This is a genomic window from Ectorhizobium quercum (genome assembly GCF_026552795.1).
GTDB lineage: Bacteria > Pseudomonadota > Alphaproteobacteria > Rhizobiales > Rhizobiaceae > Ectorhizobium > Ectorhizobium quercum.
Genome location: NZ_JANFPI010000009.1, coordinates 71,724 through 89,653, shown reverse-complemented (window position 1 = coordinate 89,653; position 17,930 = coordinate 71,724). Strand labels below are relative to the sequence as shown.

Here is a 17,930-nt window from a genome sequence, read left to right as displayed (position 1 = left end):
TTTCGGATTATGACTTTAGTCTAGGTTTGCTGCGCGAATTGTCGCAGGTCCCGCCGCCGGAACCGCTTTCCCGGCCGCACGTTCCATGCTTGATTGCCCGCATGGAAACCGCCCTCGAAAGGACCACCTTATGATCAGGATCGCCGCCATTTCCGGAAGCCTGCGCAAGGCCTCGCTGAACACCTCGCTCCTGCGCGCGTGCATCGCCAACGCCCCTGAGGGAACGGAAATATCGGTGGGCTCGCTCCGTGGCATTCCGCTTTACGACGGCGATCTCGAAACGGCGGAGGGTCTTCCGCCGGCCGTGGTGGCGCTGAAAACCCTCATCAGGGAGACCGACGGCCTTCTGATCGTCACGCCCGAATACAACAATTCCATGCCCGGCGTGCTGAAGAACGCCATCGACTGGGCGAGCCGGGGCGGCGATATGAAGGCCGTTTTCGGCGGCAAGCCGGTGGCCGTCGCCGGCGCCTCGCCCGGTGGCTTCGGCACGGTGCTGTCGCAGACCGCCTGGCTTCCGGTCCTCAAGACGCTCGGCGCCGTGCAATGGTCGGGCGCCAAGCTGCTCGTCTCGCGCGCGGACACGCTTTTCGACGCCGCCGGCAAGCTGACCGACGAAAAGACGAAGGAGAACGTGCAGGCCTTCCTTGCCGGTTTCGCCGACTTCGTGCGCGCCGGCGCCGGCAAATGAGGCCGGACCCCGCCTGATTGCTTGACTCCGGCATAAAAAGGCGTATTAGCATCAGCGACTGAGGAATCCACGATGCTTTACGACGGCATGATCGTCATTGCTGACCGTTTCGACCCGGCGCCCTGCGGCGGGATGGCTTCCTGCATGTCCGATATCTGCAAAATCACGGCCAAAACGACGACGAAAACCGTCTGACGTCTCTGGCCCGCCGCTCTCTCCCCGGCCCGGCCGGGGACAGGAAGACCGATGCCGTCGAAAGGCCCCGGCTTCCCCCCTCACCGGACACGAGGAGAGAAGAGAAAGAGAGCTTGATCATGGGTTTCAAAGTTGCTGTAGCGGGCGCGACCGGAAATGTCGGCCGGGAAATGCTGGGTATTCTCGCCGAACGCGGATTTCCGGCCAGTGAGGTCGTCGCGCTCGCCTCGGCACGCTCGCAGGGAACGGAAGTCTCCTTCGGCGACCGGGTCCTGAAGGTCCAGAACCTTGAAAACTACGACTTTTCCGACACCGACATCTGCCTGATGTCGGCGGGCGGCAGCGTTTCGCAGAAGTGGTCTCCGAAGATTGGCGCCGCCGGATGCGTCGTGATCGACAACTCCTCCGCCTGGCGCTACGACGCCGACGTGCCGCTGATCGTGCCGGAAGTGAACCCCGACGCCATCGAGGGCTTCACCCGGCGCAACATCATCGCCAACCCGAATTGCTCGACCGCCCAGCTCGTCGTCGCCCTGAAGCCGCTGCACGACGCCGCCACCATCAAGCGCATCGTGGTCTCGACCTACCAGTCCGTCTCGGGCGCCGGCAAGGACGGCATGGACGAGCTGTTCACCCAGACCCGCGCCGTCTTCGTCGCCGATCCGATCGAATCGAAGAAGTTCACCAAGCGCATCGCCTTCAACGTCATCCCCCACATCGACGTGTTTATGGAAGACGGCTACACCAAGGAAGAATGGAAGGTTCTGGCCGAAACCAAGAAGATGCTCGACCCGAAGATCAAGGTCACATGCACCGCCGTGCGCGTCCCGGTCTTCATCGGCCATTCCGAATCGGTGAACATCGAGTTCGAGAAGGAAATCACCGCCGACCAGGCCCGCGACATCCTGCGCGAGGCGCCCGGCTGCCTCGTCATCGACAAGCACGAGAACGGCGGCTACATCACGCCGGTCGAATGCGCCGGCGAGGATGCGACCTACATCTCGCGGATCCGCGAAGATGCGACCGTCGAGAACGGCCTCAACCTGTGGGTGGTTTCGGACAATCTGCGCAAGGGCGCCGCGCTGAACGCCGTGCAGATCGCCGAGCTTCTCATCAACCGTGGCCTCATCAAGCCGAAGGCCGCCTGAGACGCACCGGGAAAGAGCGGGAAACCGGCGATCCGGCGGCTCCGCACGCTCCGATAACGCAGGCGTGGTTTGACTTCCCGTCACGGTTTCGGACACGTTAGTCCGATTTTTACGGATTCTCCGTTAAGACACGTCCAGGGCGAGATGCGGCACGATATAGCCGCACCTGCTCGCCACGGCCGGTCGGATGGAAAACCGGAACGGGATTGTGCAGCGCCTCCAGACAGGCTCAACAGACAGGGTTTCTTTCATGCGCATGGCGAAATTCGCTTTGACATTTGCAGCGCTGGCCGCCTTGACGGCGCCCGCTGCCGCCGCAAGCTGCGGCAACACCGCGGCAGGCTTCGACGCATGGGTCGGCGCGTTCAAGCGGGAAGCGGCCGGCAATGGCGTGCCGGCATCCGTGCTCGACAGGGCCTTCTCGAACGTGAGCTACAACCAGGCGACGATCCGCGCCGACCGCGGCCAGCACTCGTTCAGGCTGTCCTTCGAACAGTTCATGCAGAAGCGCGGCGGCCAGACGATCATCTCCCGCGGCAAGACCATGAAGAAGTCGAATTCAGCCCTTTTCGCCCGCATCGAACAGCGCTACGGCGTGCCCGCCGGCCCGCTGATCGCCATCTGGGGCATGGAAACGGGCTTCGGCGGCTTCCTCGGCAACCAGCACACCATGTCGGCCGTCGCGACGCTGGCCTATGACTGCCGCCGCACCGACTTCTTCACCGACCAGCTTTACGCCGCCCTGCAACTGCTCGCCAAGGGCTCGCTGACCACCACCTCGCGCGGCGCGGCGCATGGCGAGATCGGCCAGACGCAGTTCCTGCCGCGCAATGTCGTCCGCTTCGGTGTCGACGGCGACGGCGACGGCCGGATCGATCTGGTCGGCTCGCGGGCCGATGCGCTGGCCTCGACCGCCAATTTCCTCAAGGGCCACGGCTGGCGCGCCGGCGCCGGCTACCAGCCCGGCCAGCCGAACTACGCCGCGATCCAGGGCTGGAACGCAGCCAGCGTCTACCAGCGCGCCATCGCCCATATCGGCGCAGCCATCGACGGCGGCTGACGGGCACCGCAAACCGCAATGCGAAAGCCCCGGCGGGACCGGGGCTCAGTGTATTGACAGAACGTCTCCATCCTCGCCCTCGGGCTCGACCCGAGGGTCCAAGCCGCAAGCGCCGCGGTGGATGGCCGGGTCAAGCCCGACCATGACGAAGGAGAGGCCTTCGGCGCCTTTTGTCAGCAGTCTGAGCCCCGGTCCTGCCGGGGCTTCTTGCGTTTCAGCCGCAGCGTCAGAGTGTCGGGCGCACGAAATCGCCGGTCTCGTCGTCCATGATCCAGAGTTCGCCGGTCGAGATATCGAACCAGGCGCCGTGAATACGCAGGCCGTCTTCCACCTCGCGGGCCTTGACGAAGGGAAAGCTGCGCAGGTTGCTGACGGAATTGCGGATCGAGACCCGTTCGAGGGCGGTCTGCCGCTCGCCGGCCGTCAGCAGCGAACTGGTCTGGATCTGCTCGGCCGCCGGCTTGAGCAGCTTCATCCATTTGCCGATGAAATCGCCGTCCGACAGCGGCGTCGAACTGGGCGAAAGCGCCGCCTGGATGCCGCCGCACCGGCCGTGGCCCATGATGACGACATTCTCCACCTTCAGGACCTGAATGGCGTACTCGACCGCCGCCGACGTGGCGTGGTACTGGCCGTCCGGCTCGTAGGGCGGGATCATGTTGGCGACGTTTCTCACGACGAAAAGCTCGCCGGGAGAGCTGTTGAAGATGATCTCGGGTGCGGCACGGGAATCGCAACAGGCAACGAGAAGGGTACGCGGCTGCTGGCCGTTGGCGGCCAGTTCCCGATACCTGTCGCGCTCGGCCGTATAGCGTCCGCCCATGAAACTGCGGTAGCCCGCTAGAAGATACTCTGGAAACCGTTGCATCATGCAATGGAAGTATATCCGCGCATCGCCGATGGCAACCCGTTCTTTCGGAGAATATGCCGCGACGCAGCATGGCTAAAAGCGGCGATCACCGCGGCCTGCGGGCGGACGGATGCAGGAGGCGCCGCATCTGGACCATCGCCATCGGCCGCGACAGGCTTGCGGCATCGCTGGCCAGCGTCAGTTCGTCGCCGCCGCGCCGGGCCGTGCGGGCGATCAGCTCGAAAACGCTGGCGGTGGCAAGCTGAAGCGCCTTTTCCTCGTCCATGCCGGACAGGAGCCGCGACAGGAAGACGGAGGCGAGCAGGTCGCCGAGACCGTTCGGCGGATTGCCGATCGCCCGGTGCTCGGCCAGAAGGGCGTTGCGGCCCGACAAGAACAGGTTGCCGGTGCCGCCCGCCATCATCGCGAAGGCCGAGGTGACGAGCATCCTGGACGGCCCGAGCGCCAGCGCCGCATCGATGATCTGGTTGTTGTCCTCAAGCGGCGCGCCCGACAGCCAGGCAAGCTCGAACCGGTTGGGCGTCGCCAGCGTCGCCAGCGGAATGAGATGGTCGCGGATGGCACCGGCGGTCGCTTCCGGCACGTAGAGGCCGCCCGTGTCGCCCATCACCGGATCGCAGACATAAACCAGATCGGGGTTCTTCTCCTTCAGCGCCCTGATCAGCCGGGCGACCGCCGCCGGCTGGCCGGGAGAGCCGAAATAGCCGGTGAGGACACCCTTCACCTCGCCAAGCTTCGGCGAGGCGATCATGTCGTCGATCACCCGGGAGAAGGTATCGTCGGGAAAGACCATGCGCGTCGAAGGGCCGTGCCCCGGATGCCACGGCATGAGCACGGTGGGCAGGGACCAGACCTGATGACCGAGCGTTTCGAGCGCGAAGACGGCAGCGCGATTGCCGACGGAGCCGTGCACCACATGGCTTGAAATGGCGATGACCGGGCCCGGGACTTCTTCCGACATGACGAGACATTCCGATATGAGAACTGCGCTGTTGATCGTTCCTTTTGGGGGTCTCTGTCAACACGGGTGTGACGCGGAGTGCAAATTGGCATCCGGAACGCGATTTTCCTGGAAGTACGCGGGAAAAGCTTGTTTTGGCCATTTCTTTCCGCACATTTTGTATTTGAATGATGCAGCCTACATGATTTGACAAGGGTTAAGCTTCAATCCTGCCGTTCAGGGACGGACATCACCGGGAGATAGAAATGGACACCGCCACGACCTCGATACGGGATGACGGCAAGATCGACGCGGCGCGACGGCTGGCGCAGGATAGCGGCGAGCCCTGTCTGGACCCCGCCTTGCTCTATGGCCGCGCCAGCAGCGACGACCTCGACCGTTATACGGCCGGCATGCTGGCGGCCGGCGCCGTCCACGCCGCACGGGAGCTGGCCGCCTGGCGCGGCGGCGAGCCGCGCATCACCATCGGTCCGGTGCCGGGTCTCGACATCGGCAAGACCCCGGTGAGCGTCCTTTCGATCGTCGCGCGCAACATGCCGTTTCTCTACGATTCCGTCATGGCCGAGGTCGCCGCCGAAAGCCGCGACATTGCTCTGGCGGTCCATCCGATCCTGGTCGCGGCGGGAGAGGGGCAATACCGCCTGTTCACCCGGGCGACCGACCGGGAGACGGAAACCCAGATCAGCCATATCCAGATCCATCTGACCGGTCTGGATGCCGCGCGCGCCGATGGCCTCGCCGAGCGCCTCGCCCATGTCCTGTCGCAGGTCGACCTCGCCTGCACCGGATGGAAGCCGATGCTGGCCCTTCTCGACGAGGCGATGACCGGGCTGAAGGCGGTGGATGCCGGCGCGCTTTCCGCCGAGCGCGACGAGGCGGTGGCCTTTCTCGACTGGCTGCGCAACGACAACTTCACCTTCCTCGGCATGCGCGAATACGTCTATAGCCGCGAGGGAGGCAAGGGGCGGCTCGAACGCGGCCCGAAACCGGGCCTCGGCATTCTTTCCGATCCCGACGTCCTGGTCCTGCGCCGCGGCAAGGAAGCCGTCACCACGACGCCGGAAATCCTCGCCTTCCTCGAAGGACCGGATTTCCTGATCGTCACCAAGGCCAACGCCAAGTCGGTCGTCCATCGCCGGGGCTACATGGATTATGTCGGCGTCAAGCGTTTCGACGCGCAAGGCAACGTGATCGGCGAGCTGCGGATCACCGGCCTGTTCACCTCGACGGCCTATACCCGCTCCGTCAGCCAGATCCCGCTTCTGCGCCGGAAGGTCGCCGGCGTGGCCGAGAACTTCGGCTTCGACGGCCGCAGCCATTCGGGCCGGCGTCTCCAGAACACGCTGGAAGCCTATCCGCGCGACGACCTGTTCCAGATCGACACCGGCCTGCTGACGACGTTCTGCGAACAGATCAACGACTTGGCGGAACGGCCGCGCGTGCGCGTGCTGCCGCGCATCGACCGGTTCGACCGCTTCGTCTCGCTGATCGTCTATGTGCCGCGCGAGGACTACAATTCCGCCGTGCGTGAGAAGATCGGCCAGTTCATGGCCGCGGCCTACGAGGGCCATGTCTCGGCCTATTATCCGGCCTTTCCCGAAGGCGGCGTGGCCCGCGTTCACATCATCGTCGGCCGGCGCGGCGGCAAGACCCCGGAAATCGGCCAGTCCCGGCTGGAGGAGGCGGTCCGCCACATCGTCACCCGCTGGAGTGTCCGTCTCGCCGCACTGGCGGGACCGGACGCACCGCGCCTCGAAGTGAGCCAGGCCTATCAGGAATCCTTCGCGCCGGAAGACGCCGTGGCCGACCTGCCGCTGATCACCGCCGCGCTCGAAACCGGAATGCCGCACATCGCCTTCCACTATCACTACCAGCCGGAAGGGCGGGTGCTCGGCCTCAAGATCTTCAATCCGCACAGGCAGATCCCGCTGTCGCGGCGCGTGCCGCTTCTCGAAAACCTCGGCTTCAGCGTCATCAGCGAACAGACCTTCGAGCTGGACGTGGCGCGCGGCGACGACGGCGATGTCGTCATCCTCCACGACATGGAGCTTGCCCCCGAGGCGAACCGCGACTTCGACCTGAAGCTGCTGGGCCCGGTCCTCGAAGACGCCTTCCAGGGCGTCTATACCGATCAGATCGACAACGATCCCTACAACCGCCTGATCATCACCGCCGGCCTGACGGCGCGCGAAACCGCCGTGCTGCGCGCCTATGCCCGCTACCTGCGCCAGACCGGCATCGTCTACTCGCCGAACCACATCGCCGAAACGCTGGTGCGCTACCCGGCGATCAGCGCCGCGATCTTCCGGCTCTTCCACGACAGTTTCGATCCCGCGGTTTCCGAGCAGCAGCGCCCGCAACGGCTGGCGGACCACCGCGACGCCATCGCCGAGGGGCTGGTGGCCGTGCCGACGCTCGACGAGGACCGCATCCTGCGCCGCTATGTGAACGCCATCGACGCGACGCTCAGGACCAACTATTTCCAGAGGGATGCGCAAGGCCAGCCATCCGCCATGCTCGCCTTCAAGTTCGATCCGGCACTGGTGGCCGAATTGCCGGAGCCGCGTCCCTTCCGCGAGATCTTCGTCTACGGCACCGAAGTGGAAGGCGTGCATCTGCGCTTCGGCAAGGTGGCCCGCGGCGGCCTGCGCTGGTCGGACCGCGCCCAGGACTATCGTACCGAGGTTCTGGGGCTGGTGAAGGCGCAGCAGGTGAAGAACGCCGTGATCGTGCCGGTCGGCGCCAAGGGCGGCTTCTATCCCAAGAACCTGCCGGCAAACGGCAGCCGCGACGAGATCTTCGCCGCCGGCAAGGAAGCCTACAAGACCTATATCCGCACGCTTCTGTCGATCACCGACAATATCGACGGCGGCAAGGTCGTTCCGCCGGACGACACCGTGCGCCTCGATGGCGACGACCCCTATTTCGTCGTGGCCGCCGACAAGGGCACCGCCACCTTCTCCGACACCGCCAACGAACTGGCGCAGGCAGCCGGCTTCTGGCTGGACGACGCCTTCGCCTCCGGCGGCTCCGCCGGCTACGACCACAAGAAGATGGGCATCACCGCCCGCGGCGCCTGGGAAACGGTCAAGCGCCACTTCCGCGAGAAGGACATCGACATCCAGACGACGCCGTTCACCGTCGCCGGTGTCGGCGACATGTCCGGCGACGTCTTCGGCAACGGCATGCTCCTGTCGGAAAAGATCCGCCTCGTCGCCGCCTTCGACCACCGCGACATCTTCATCGATCCCGATCCGGACGTCGCCGGCTCCTTCGCGGAGCGCAGGCGCATGTTCGACCTGCCGCGCTCGAGCTGGCAGGACTACGACCGCAGCACATTGTCGAAAGGCGCGATGATCATCTCCCGCGCGGAAAAATCCGTGACGCTGACGCCGGAGGCGATGACGGCGGTCGGTCTCGACAAGGCCGTCGTCACGCCGGTCGAACTGATGACGGCCATCCTCAAGGCGCCGGTCGACCTTCTCTGGTTCGGCGGCATCGGCACCTATGTGAAGGCGCCGGAGGAAACCAGCGCCGAAGTGGGCGACCGCGCCAACGACGCGATCCGCGTTTCCGCCACCGAGGTCCAGGCTGCGGTCATCGGCGAGGGGGCGAACCTGGGCGTGACGCAAAAGGGCCGCATCGCCTTCGCCCTCAAGGGCGGTCGCGTCAATTCCGACGCCATCGACAATTCGGCCGGCGTCAATTCCTCCGACGTCGAGGTCAACATCAAGATCGCCCTTGCGACCGCCATGCGCGAAGGCCGGCTGACCCGCGATGCGCGAAACCGCCTTCTCGTCTCCATGACCGACGAGGTGGCGCAACTGGTTCTGCGCAACAACTATCTGCAAGGCCTGGCCATATCGCTGACCGAGCGGCAGGGGGTCGCAAACAGCGAAACATTGAGCCGGCTCATGAACGCGCTGGAATCGCGCGGGCACCTGAACCGAAAGGTCGAGAACCTGCCGTCGGAAACCCTGTTTGCGGAACGCTATGCTGCCGGCAAGCCGCTGACGCGCCCGGAAATCGGCGTCCTGCTCTCCTATGCGAAGATCACCCTGTCGGACGCGCTCGTCGCCAGCGATCTTCCCGACGATCCCTGGTTCGCAAGGACGCTCGCCGGCTATTTCCCCGAACGCATGCAGGAGGTTCATGCCGACGACATCGCCAGCCATCCGCTGCGCCGGGAAATCATCGCCACGGTTCTCGCCAACGAGGTGATCAACCGCGGCGGCGCGGCCTTCGTCCAGACGATGAGCGACGCCACCAGCGCTTCCGCCGCCGACGTGGTGCACGCTGCCGTTCTGGTGCGGGAAGGCTTCGAGCTGGACAGGCTCTGGGCGGGCATCGATGCGCTCGACGCCCGGATCGAGGGCGCGCTGCAACTCGAACTCTACGCCACGATCCAGACCCTCTATACCGAGGCCACCCGCGTTCTGCTGAAGACAGGCCTGGAAAAGGGCGATATCGGCACGGCGATCGGGAAGATCCACGCGGCGCTGCACAGCCTGCGGCCCGCACTGGCAAGCGCGACGCCGGCAGCCATTGCCGAGGAAATTGCCGCCCGGCGGTCGGGCCTCGTCGAGGCGGGCGTTCCCCCGGCGCTGGCAGCCGAGATCGCCGGACTGCTCATGCTGGCGCTGACACCGGAAATCATGCAGGTCGCGGAGAGAACCGGCGCAACGCTGCTGCGCGCCGTCGAGACCTATTTCGCGATCTCGCAGACCTTCCGCATCCCGCAGCTCATCCGCAACGGCTCACGCATCACCGCGACGGACCACTATGAGGCGCTGGCGCTGACCCACGGCCTCGACCAGATCGCCGCCGCCCGCCGCCACATGGTCGTCACGGTCCTGACCTCCCATGCGAACGAGCCCCAGCCGGTGGAGGTGTGGCATGCCAGCGACCGGCTGCGCATCAACCGCGTGGCCGCCGAGCTTGCCAACCTGAGCGACAGCGGCGAGATCAGCCTCGCCCGCATCGCCGTCGCCGCCGGCCTGCTGACCGACCTCGCCGCCCAGCACGCGGCCTGAGGTTGGTGGCGGGATATGCTCCCTGAAACGGAAAGGGCGGGGGTTGACCCGGCCTTTCCGTTTTGCACACGAAACCCGCTTTGAGGGCAAGGCTCCGCATGAAACCGGATGGACCCGTGCTTTTCATTTTCGGCGGACTGCCGGGCACCGGCAAGAGCACCATTGCCCGGGAATTGGGCCGCCGAACCGGCGCGACCTACCTGCGGCTGGATTCGGTCGAACAGGCTATCCGTTCGTCCGGGATACTCCCGCCGACGGTCGGTGTCGGCCCGGCGGGCTATATCGCCGTCTACCGTCTTGCGGCAGACAATCTCCGTCTCGGGCAATCAGTGATCGCCGACACGGTCAATCCCGTCCACGCCACTCGCACCGCTTTTCGCAACGTCGCGGCCGAGACCGGCGCCCGCTTCATGGAAATCGAAGTCTTCTGTTCCGACGCCGCCGTCCACCGGCACCGTGCCGAAACCCGCGGCACGGATATCGAAGGGCACGTTCCGCCCACATGGAAGGAAATAATGGACCGTGAGGTCGAGCCGTGGAGCGATCCGGCGGTTCACCTCGACACGGCCCGCCTTCCGGTGGCGCAAAGCGTCGAGGCCATTCTGTCGGCAATGGCGGACCGCCTGTCCTGACGATCGCCGCATGCCCGGGATGGCCGGGCATGCGAACGCGATACGAAGCCTTCGCGCCTCAATGGCGGAAGTGGCGCATGCCCGTGAAGACCATCGCGACATCGTGCTCGTCGGCGGCGGCGATGACTTCGGCGTCGCGCATCGAGCCGCCCGGCTGGATGACGGCGGTGGCACCGGCGGCGATGGCGGCCAGAAGACCGTCGGCAAAGGGATAGAAGGCTTCCGAGGCAACGGCGGAGCCCCGCGTCAGCGGCTCGGCCCAGCCCTGCGCCTTCGCCGCGTCCTCAGCCTTGAGGGCCGCGATGCGAGCGGAATCGACGCGGCTCATCTGGCCGGCGCCGATGCCCGCCGTCTGGCCGTCCTTGACATAGATGACGGCGTTCGACTTCACATGCTTGGCCACCTTGAAGGCGAACTTCATGTCGAGCCATTCCTGCTCGGTCGGCGCGCGCTTCGTCACCACCTTGAGGTCCAGATCCTCGACCATGCCGTTGTCGCGGGTCTGGACGAGCAGGCCGCCCGACACCGTCTTGGCGGTGATGCCCGGAACGCGCGGATCCGGCAGCGCGCCGGTGGTCAGAAGGCGCAGGTTCTTCTTCGCGGCGATGATCGCCTTCGCCTCGTCGGAGACTTCCGGCGCGATGATGACTTCGGTGAAGAGCTTGACGATCTCCTCCGCCGTTTCCGCGTCGAGCAGCGAGTTCAGCGCGATGATGCCGCCGAAGGCCGAGGTCGAATCGCAGGCGAGCGCCCGTCGATAGGCCTCGACCAGCGTCGGGGCGACGGCGACGCCACAGGGATTGGCATGCTTGATGATCGCAACGGCCGGACCCTTTTCCGGCGGAAATTCGGCGACCAGCTCGAAGGCGGCGTCGGTGTCGTTGATGTTGTTGTAGGAAAGCTGCTTGCCCTGAAGCAGCGTCGCCGTGGCGACGCCCGGGCGGTTCTCGCCGGTGACGTAGAAGGCCGCCTTCTGGTGCGGGTTCTCGCCGTAGCGCATCTCTTCCCTGAGAACACCGCCGATGACGCGGTGGCGCGGCGTGTAGATGTGAAGCGCCTCGGCGAACCAGTTGGAGATCATCGCATCGTAGGCCGCGGTGCGGGCGAAGGCCTTGGCCGCCATGCGCTGGCGGAAGGAATAGGCTGTCTGGCCGGCATCGTTCCGCAGGCTTTCGAGCAGTTCCGGGTAATCCGACGGATCGGTGAGCGTCACCACATAGGCGTGGTTCTTCGCCGAGGCGCGGATCATCGCCGGACCGCCGATATCGATGTTCTCGACGGTGGTCGGATAATCGCCGCCGGCGGCGCGCACTTCCTCGAACGGATAGAGGTTGATGACGGCAAGGTCGATGCCCTCGATGCCGTGCTCCTTCATGGCCGCGACATGGGTTTCATCGTCGCGAATGGCGAGGAAACCGCCGTGAACCGCCGGATGCAGCGTCTTGACGCGGCCATCCATGATTTCCGGAAAGCCCGTGACCTCGGACACGTCGGTGACGGTAATCCCCGCCGCGGCGATCGCCTTGTGGGTGCCGCCGGTCGACAGGAGCCTGACGCCGAGATCGGCCAGCGCGCGGGCGAGTTCGACGATGCCGCTCTTGTCCGAGACGGACAGAAGCGCGGTTCTGATCCTGACCTTGTCGGGGGCGGGAATTTTCTTGGAAACGACGGCCATTGGCATGCTCCGGGTCTGGTGCTGGCGCAATTCCGGAGGCAAGACCGCGACAGAGGTTTGCCGGAATTGCTTTGGGCGGGGCGGCCGGGCTGGCGGCCGCCTCAAGATGGCGTCGCCCTATCACAGCTTTCGCGAGGAAGAAACCGCAGCCGTCAAGAATCCGGTCTTTCCCGCGCAAATGATTCGGCCTTACGACCGCCGGGTCAGGATCCACCGGATTTCGGGCGCCGCATCGACCGGGAATTGCACCTCCACCTGTTCGGAAGGCGACAGGCCGGAGGAATCGGCGAAGAATATGTCCTCCGCGATGACGGGCCGCTGGCCCGGAACATGCAGATACCAGCTTTCGCCATCCGGCGCCGTCAGCAGCACGGCTTCGTCGTCCACCTGCACCAGATCGATGGAAGGATGGATGTGAAAGCGGGCGGTGGCCATGAGGCCCGGATCGCCCGCGGCACTTCCCCTGGCCGAGGTGAAGCGGTCCCGGCCCTTGATCTGGATACCGACGGCGTCCATCTCGATTTCGCGCTCGTGGATGAAGCCGAAACGCGCGGCATAGCCGTCATGGCTGGCAGTCACGCGGTCGTTGCCGTCCTCATCCTCGTGCCGCCGGACCTTGACCGACGAAATGCCGCTGACCATGACCGGGCCGATGAAGGCGGACGGCGAAAGGCGGCAGGACGACGTATCGGCCAGCGTGACCGTGGAATGGGCGGCGGTCGCCCGCGCCAGTTGCTGATACTTGCGGCCGGCAAAGCTCGGCGCGCCCGAATTGACGATGAAGCGGTTGCGGCCCGACGACATCTCGAAGGAGAGGCAGCCCGAATGGGCCGCGCGCGAAAGCTCCGCCGACAACGGCATGCCGGTGTCCATGATGATGGTCGTCTGCTGCGCCGAAAGCCGGCTGTAATGGGTATGGGGCAGGGCCTTGAAGGGCTGGCCGCCGGTCTCGTCGTAACGCAGCACCGACATCAGCTCGGTGGCGAGTGTCGAGGTCGCGCCGTTGAACAGGGCCAGGTTGCCGTCCTGATGCCGGAAGAAGCGCAGCGCCGGATACATGCGGTCGATAGCCGCGATCAGCTTCTGCGGCACATCATGGCCGAGGTTGATATAGGTCTGGCGAAGCGGCAGGAGATCGAGCAGCAGGTTGAGGCCGGCGCGCGGATTGCGCGACACATGCCCGCCATCGGGGAGGATCTGCGCTTCCAGCTCGCTGTCGAGCCGGCGCGAGGCGCGCTTGACGACCGCAGGCCGCACTGGCATCGCGATGGAGGCCATCGCCAGCGCGATGCGGACCCGCAGGCGCACCTCGCCTTCTTCCAGCGCCGGGCCGATCTTTTCCAGATAGGCGATCTGGTAGGTCAGGCTCTTCATGAAACGGCGGTAGAAGGCCGCCTCCGCGCCCTGGAGAACCACCGGCGAGTGCGAAAGCCAGGCGATGATGCGCATGGCGATCACATCCGGTTCCCAGGCGATGCCGACGATGCGCCGCCCGTGAACGGCCATCCACTCCAGAACAACATTGCGGGCCGCCGCGCAGGCGGCATCCGTGCGCTCGGCGCGGAAATGGCGCAGCCAGGCGAAGGAATGCAGCTTTATCGCAAAATTGCGCGAAGGCAGCTCAAGCGAGAAGGGAGAGGCGCCATCCGTGACAAGCGCACGGCCGGCCAGCAGAAACCGCCCGACCTGGATTTCCTCGGACACGAAGGAATCGACGGAACGCAGGTCGGTCGGCGCCACCAGAAGCCGGTCGGGGACGCCGCCTGCCGGAGGCAGCAAACGCATGCGCCATCGCACGAGGCGAATGCGGGCATTCCGCCACGCCTGACGCAGATAGAGATTGACGTGCCTGCGGCGATCCGATCCCATATCCCGTCGAGAAACCTCTCTACACAAACGCACACTACGCGCGGCAGGATCGCCGCTACCGGTGATTGGCCGATCACATCGGAATCACTTTTTTGATTAATGATTGGTTTCCGACGATTTTTGAAGGACTGCCGCGAAGAATCCGTCGATTCCTCCCGGATATTCTCCATCGGACGCCAGCATGGCGGGTGTCGTGCGCACTTCCCCGCGCATATTGATTGCGGCCTCGAGACCCGGCCAGTCGGCGGCCCGGACGGGAGCGCGCGAAAATCCGGGTGTATCGGCGAGAACGCGCTCGACCAGTTCCTCGCCCTCGGACGGATCGAGGGAACAATTGCAGAAAACGACCTTCCCGCCCGGCTTCACCAGCGTCAGCGCATGGCGAAGCATCTTTTCCTGAAGCGCTGCCAGCCGGGCGATATCGCCGGGTCCCTTGGTCCACAGAACATCAGGGTGGCGACGCGTCGTGCCGGTGGACGAGCAGGGAGCATCGAGAAGAACGCCGTCATAAAGCTCGTCCGGCCGATGATCGAGGAGATTGGCCTCGACCGTGATTGCCGAAAGCTTCAGCCGCGCCAGATTGCCCTCGAGCCGCCTGAGACGGCTCTTCGATTGCTCGACCGCCGTCACCTCGGCTCCGGCGAAGGCGAGCTGCGCGGTCTTGCCGCCGGGAGCGGCGCAGAGATCGGCGATCCGCCGGCCCTTGATATCGCCGAAGAGCTTCGCCGGGATCGACGCCGCCGCATCCTGCACCCACCATTCCCCCGCCTCGAAGCCTTCGAGATCGGGAATGGCGCCGGCAAAGGCGTTCAGCCGGACGCTGCCGGTCGGCAGCACGCGACCGCCGAGCTTTTCGGCCCAGCCTTCCGGGTCGGATTTCACCGTCAGGTCGATGGCCGCCGGAACGAGCTGGGCGGCGGCGATGCGCCGTGCCTCGTCGGCTCCATAGGCCGAAACGAGACGGCTCATGAACCATTCCGGCACGGGCGACACATCTTCCACACCGGCGAGAAGGCTTTCCTTCTCCCGCACGAGGCGACGAAGAACCGCGTTCACCAGACCGGCGAACCGCCTGTTGCGCGGATCGCGGTTCGCCTGCTCGACGGCGAGATCCACGGCGGAATGATCGGGAATGTCGAGGAAAAGAACCTGCGCGGCGGCAACGACCAGAACGTGATGAAGCGCGCGTGCGCCTTCGGGCAGGGGATTGGACACGAGCGAGGCGAGAATGGCCTCGATACGCGGCAGATGACGCAGCGCGCTGTTGAGAATGGCGCGAACCAGGCCGCGGTCGGCATCGGCGAGATGAAGATAGGCCGGATTGCCGCCGGTCGCATCCAGCATGCCGTCGAGCGGCGTCTTCCGGTCGATCACGGCGCCGATCAGCTTTGCCGCCGCAAGACGCGCCTCGAGGCCGGGTTTATGCGGCTCCGCCGCTACAGCGGCATCGTTCTTCGGTTTTTGCGAAGACGCCGACCCTGAGGGCCGGCGCTGGTTTCCATTCTTCAAGACCAAGGTCCTTTGGGCGGACGGGAAGTTCCGCGCCCCGAACCCGCCGACGGAACGGAGCGCCCTCTGCGCACCGCTCTATCAGCCGAAGCGTAGGCCGTCGAGCGCGGATCGTTTCCGCCGCCGCCGAATTCCGTCGCGATCTTGCGCAACGCGGCGATGCGGTTGTCGGTATTCGGATGGGTCGAGAACAGATTGTCCATGCGCTCGCCCGACAGCGGGTTGATGATGAACATGTGCGCCGTCGCCGGATTGCGCTCGGCATCCTCGTTCGGGATCTGGTGCGCATAATTCGCGATCTTGCCGAGCGCCGAAGCCAGCCACAGCGGGTTACCGCAGATTTCCGCGCCGCGCCGGTCGGCGGAATATTCGCGTGTGCGGCTGATCGCCATCTGCACCAGCATGGCCGCAAAGGGCGCGACGATCATCGCCACGAGAATGCCGATGAAGCCGAAGGGATTATTGTTGTTCTCGCGGTTGCCGCCGAGCAGGAAGGCGAAATTGCCGAGCATGGAAATCGCACCGGCCAGAGTCGCCGTCACCGTCATCGTCAGCGTGTCGCGGTTCTGGACATGGGCAAGCTCGTGCGCCATCACCCCCGCCACTTCTTCCGGCGTCAGCATGTTGATCAGGCCGGTAGAGGCAGCGACCGCCGCATTTTCGGGATTGCGGCCGGTGGCGAACGCATTGGGCTGCGGATTGTCGTAGATATAGACCTTCGGCATCGGCAGGCCGGCATTGCCCGACAATTGCCGGATCATGTCGTAGAATTCCGGCGCGCTGCGCGCATCCACCTCCCGGGCGTGGTAGGCGGACAGCACCATGCGGTCGGAATTCCAGTAGGAGAAGAAATTCATGCCGGCAGCGATGACGAGCGCGATCATCATGCCGCCCTGACCGCCGATCATATAGCCGACACCCATGAAAAGAGCCGTCATGAAGGCCAGAAGCATGGCCGTCCGCATCAGATTCATCGTCTTGCTCCGCTCCTTCTTGATCCTGATGGCGCCGAAACTCTTCCTATCCCGCGCCGAACGGTTTATGATTTGGGTATTCGCCAGCAAAATACAATAGTTACACGGAGTTCCAGCATGTCCGATCTGATCGCCGGCAATGACAATGTCGCGAGCGCGGACGGGGAAACGCCGAAGAAGGTGCTTTCTCCCGCCGCCAGGCGGGCTCTCGCCGAAGCCGAGGAACGGCGCAGGGCGCAGAAGCCTCTCGACCTTCCGACCGAGATCGGCGGGCGCGGCGGCGCGGAACCGGCACGCTTCGGCGACTGGGAAATCAACGGCCGCGCCATCGATTTCTAAAGCATTTCCAGCAAAAATGTGAAACGGTTTTGCGTCCGGCAATGCGTAAAAACAAGCACTTGGAGCGTTTTCGCGTTTCGGAGAAAAGCGGAAACGTTATAAGATAAAATTCCTATTGACTGCGCGGCATGATCGGAATTAATTCCTTTCATGCGCTTGTTCCTTGCCTGCCTGCCGCTCGTCGCTCTTCTGTCCGCCGCTCCCGCGGCGGCACATTCCGGGCGCATGGCCATCGAAGGACCGGTGGCGGCGACCGTGCTGCGCGTGATCGACGGCGATACGGTGCTGGTGCGGGCGACGCCCTGGCCGCAGCATTCCATCGACGTCTATGTCCGGATGCGGGGAATAGACGCACCGGAACTGCGCTCGCGCTGCGAGACGGAAAGACTGGCCGCGCGGCAGGCCCGCGACGCATTGGGACACATGCTTCCCGCGGCGAGCGCCATCTATCTGACCCGCATTTCGGGCGACAAGTATTTCGGCAGGGTGCTGGCCGACGTGCATCTGCCCGACGGTTCCGATCCCGCCGGCTCTCTCCTCTCGAACGGTCACGTCAAACCGTATCAGGCCGGACGGCGGCAGAAGCCCGCCTGTTTCTGACGGCAATCGCCGGCTGTCGCCGGTTGATTGCCCGGTTGGCCCTTTCATGGTTGGATTTCCGCCGAAACGGAGCCGCAATCCATGTTACCAGCCGCCATTCTCCTTCTGATCGCCGGTTTTCCCGATCTGCAACCGCAGCCGCCGGCCGGATGGATGCCCGTTGCCGCTCGAAGCTGCAAGCAGGTGGAAAGCTGCGAGGAGGCGGTCGAACTGTGGTGCGGCGGCTACCGCCGCGCCGATGGCGACGGGGACGGTATTCCCTGCGAAAACGTTTGCCGCAGCCTGGAGCAGGTGGAGGAAATCCGCAGGAGGATCGGCTGCTGACCGCCTGTTGCCTTTTCGGACGGCGCGGCCCATCGGATAATTGCTTTTC

At 65.0% G+C, this 17,930-nt stretch carries 15 protein-coding genes; 9 read left to right on the top strand and 6 right to left on the bottom strand.

Annotated features, from left to right (window positions below; genetic code table 11):
- Positions 1 to 130: 130 nt before the first annotated feature.
- The 4 genes from NOF55_RS20680 to NOF55_RS20665 all read left to right on the top strand — a co-directional run bounded on the left by NOF55_RS20680 (position 131) and on the right by NOF55_RS20665 (position 3,094).
- Positions 131 to 691, top strand: a complete 561-nt coding sequence (locus NOF55_RS20680; RefSeq protein ID WP_306413019.1) for an NADPH-dependent FMN reductase — start codon at positions 131 to 133, stop codon at positions 689 to 691.
- 72 nt (positions 692 to 763) lie between these two features.
- A complete protein-coding gene (locus tag NOF55_RS20675; protein WP_306413018.1) occupies positions 764 to 886 on the top strand; it encodes a hypothetical protein in 123 nt (40 codons plus the stop codon).
- A 119-nt stretch (positions 887 to 1,005) separates the two neighbouring features.
- Positions 1,006 to 2,034 carry an aspartate-semialdehyde dehydrogenase gene (locus tag NOF55_RS20670; protein ID WP_306413017.1) on the top strand — a complete coding sequence of 343 codons (1,029 nt, stop codon included), beginning with the start codon at positions 1,006 to 1,008 and terminating at the stop codon, positions 2,032 to 2,034.
- Between the two features lie 250 nt (positions 2,035 to 2,284).
- The gene (locus NOF55_RS20665) at positions 2,285 to 3,094 is read left to right on the top strand and encodes a lytic murein transglycosylase (RefSeq protein WP_306413016.1); all 810 of its coding nucleotides are present in this window, start codon (positions 2,285 to 2,287) and stop codon (positions 3,092 to 3,094) included.
- Positions 3,095 to 3,320: 226 nt separating this feature from the next.
- Here the strand turns inward: NOF55_RS20665 and NOF55_RS20660 are convergent, their stop codons facing one another.
- Positions 3,321 to 3,962, bottom strand: coding sequence for a carbonic anhydrase (locus tag NOF55_RS20660; protein WP_306413109.1), 642 nt, complete (start codon positions 3,960 to 3,962; stop codon positions 3,321 to 3,323).
- An 88-nt stretch (positions 3,963 to 4,050) separates the two neighbouring features.
- Positions 4,051 to 4,926 (bottom strand): pyridoxal kinase PdxY, encoded by an 876-nt coding sequence (gene pdxY, locus NOF55_RS20655; RefSeq protein WP_306413015.1) that lies wholly within the window; start codon positions 4,924 to 4,926, stop codon positions 4,051 to 4,053.
- A 245-nt stretch (positions 4,927 to 5,171) separates the two neighbouring features.
- Here pdxY and NOF55_RS20650 point away from each other — a divergent pair, with 245 nt between their 5' ends.
- Complete coding sequence (locus NOF55_RS20650; protein ID WP_306413014.1) at positions 5,172 to 9,959, top strand: NAD-glutamate dehydrogenase; 4,788 nt, start codon at positions 5,172 to 5,174, stop codon at positions 9,957 to 9,959.
- A gap of 116 nt (positions 9,960 to 10,075) precedes the next feature.
- A complete protein-coding gene (locus tag NOF55_RS20645; RefSeq protein ID WP_306413013.1) occupies positions 10,076 to 10,591 on the top strand; it encodes a P-loop nucleotide/nucleoside kinase family protein in 516 nt (171 codons plus the stop codon).
- A gap of 58 nt (positions 10,592 to 10,649) precedes the next feature.
- Here the strand turns inward: NOF55_RS20645 and purH are convergent, their stop codons facing one another.
- The 4 genes from purH to htpX form a co-directional block, all read right to left on the bottom strand.
- A complete protein-coding gene (gene purH / locus NOF55_RS20640) occupies positions 10,650 to 12,266 on the bottom strand; it encodes a bifunctional phosphoribosylaminoimidazolecarboxamide formyltransferase/IMP cyclohydrolase (RefSeq protein WP_306413012.1) in 1,617 nt (538 codons plus the stop codon).
- Positions 12,267 to 12,455: 189 nt separating this feature from the next.
- Positions 12,456 to 14,135 (bottom strand): heparinase II/III family protein, encoded by a 1,680-nt coding sequence (locus NOF55_RS20635; RefSeq protein ID WP_306413011.1) that lies wholly within the window; start codon positions 14,133 to 14,135, stop codon positions 12,456 to 12,458.
- A 96-nt stretch (positions 14,136 to 14,231) separates the two neighbouring features.
- On the bottom strand, positions 14,232 to 15,650 hold the full coding sequence (locus tag NOF55_RS20630; protein ID WP_370869018.1) for an RsmB/NOP family class I SAM-dependent RNA methyltransferase: 1,419 nt from the start codon (positions 15,648 to 15,650) through the stop codon (positions 14,232 to 14,234).
- Complete coding sequence (gene htpX / locus NOF55_RS20625) at positions 15,641 to 16,618, bottom strand: zinc metalloprotease HtpX (RefSeq protein WP_306413009.1); 978 nt, start codon at positions 16,616 to 16,618, stop codon at positions 15,641 to 15,643. Before htpX ends, NOF55_RS20630 begins: the two co-directional genes overlap by 10 nt.
- A gap of 117 nt (positions 16,619 to 16,735) precedes the next feature.
- On the opposite strand from htpX, the gene NOF55_RS20620 reads away from it, so the two are divergent.
- From NOF55_RS20620 to NOF55_RS20610, 3 genes are all read left to right on the top strand, one after another.
- Complete coding sequence (locus NOF55_RS20620) at positions 16,736 to 16,957, top strand: DUF1674 domain-containing protein (RefSeq protein ID WP_306413008.1); 222 nt, start codon at positions 16,736 to 16,738, stop codon at positions 16,955 to 16,957.
- Between the two features lie 150 nt (positions 16,958 to 17,107).
- On the top strand, positions 17,108 to 17,557 hold the full coding sequence (locus NOF55_RS20615; RefSeq protein ID WP_306413007.1) for a thermonuclease family protein: 450 nt from the start codon (positions 17,108 to 17,110) through the stop codon (positions 17,555 to 17,557).
- 81 nt (positions 17,558 to 17,638) lie between these two features.
- Complete coding sequence (locus NOF55_RS20610; protein WP_306413006.1) at positions 17,639 to 17,881, top strand: excalibur calcium-binding domain-containing protein; 243 nt, start codon at positions 17,639 to 17,641, stop codon at positions 17,879 to 17,881.
- Positions 17,882 to 17,930 lie beyond the last annotated feature (49 nt).

Bases quoted from the DNA above. Each gene is read 5' to 3' on its own strand.
- pdxY (WP_306413015.1), bottom strand. From the start codon at position 4,926: ATGTCGGAAGAAGTCCCGGGCCCGGTCATCGCCATTTCAAGCCATGTG.
- NOF55_RS20680 (WP_306413019.1), top strand. From the start codon at position 131: ATGATCAGGATCGCCGCCATTTCCGGAAGCCTGCGCAAGGCCTCGCTG.
- NOF55_RS20675 (WP_306413018.1), top strand. From the start codon at position 764: ATGCTTTACGACGGCATGATCGTCATTGCTGACCGTTTCGACCCGGCG.
- NOF55_RS20615 (WP_306413007.1), top strand. From the start codon at position 17,108: ATGCGCTTGTTCCTTGCCTGCCTGCCGCTCGTCGCTCTTCTGTCCGCC.
- htpX (WP_306413009.1), bottom strand. From the start codon at position 16,618: ATGAATCTGATGCGGACGGCCATGCTTCTGGCCTTCATGACGGCTCTT.
- NOF55_RS20610 (WP_306413006.1), top strand. From the start codon at position 17,639: ATGTTACCAGCCGCCATTCTCCTTCTGATCGCCGGTTTTCCCGATCTG.
- NOF55_RS20650 (WP_306413014.1), top strand. From the start codon at position 5,172: ATGGACACCGCCACGACCTCGATACGGGATGACGGCAAGATCGACGCG.
- NOF55_RS20620 (WP_306413008.1), top strand. From the start codon at position 16,736: ATGTCCGATCTGATCGCCGGCAATGACAATGTCGCGAGCGCGGACGGG.
- NOF55_RS20670 (WP_306413017.1), top strand. From the start codon at position 1,006: ATGGGTTTCAAAGTTGCTGTAGCGGGCGCGACCGGAAATGTCGGCCGG.
- NOF55_RS20665 (WP_306413016.1), top strand. From the start codon at position 2,285: ATGCGCATGGCGAAATTCGCTTTGACATTTGCAGCGCTGGCCGCCTTG.
- NOF55_RS20660 (WP_306413109.1), bottom strand. From the start codon at position 3,962: ATGCAACGGTTTCCAGAGTATCTTCTAGCGGGCTACCGCAGTTTCATG.
- NOF55_RS20635 (WP_306413011.1), bottom strand. From the start codon at position 14,135: ATGGGATCGGATCGCCGCAGGCACGTCAATCTCTATCTGCGTCAGGCG.
- purH (WP_306413012.1), bottom strand. From the start codon at position 12,266: ATGGCCGTCGTTTCCAAGAAAATTCCCGCCCCCGACAAGGTCAGGATC.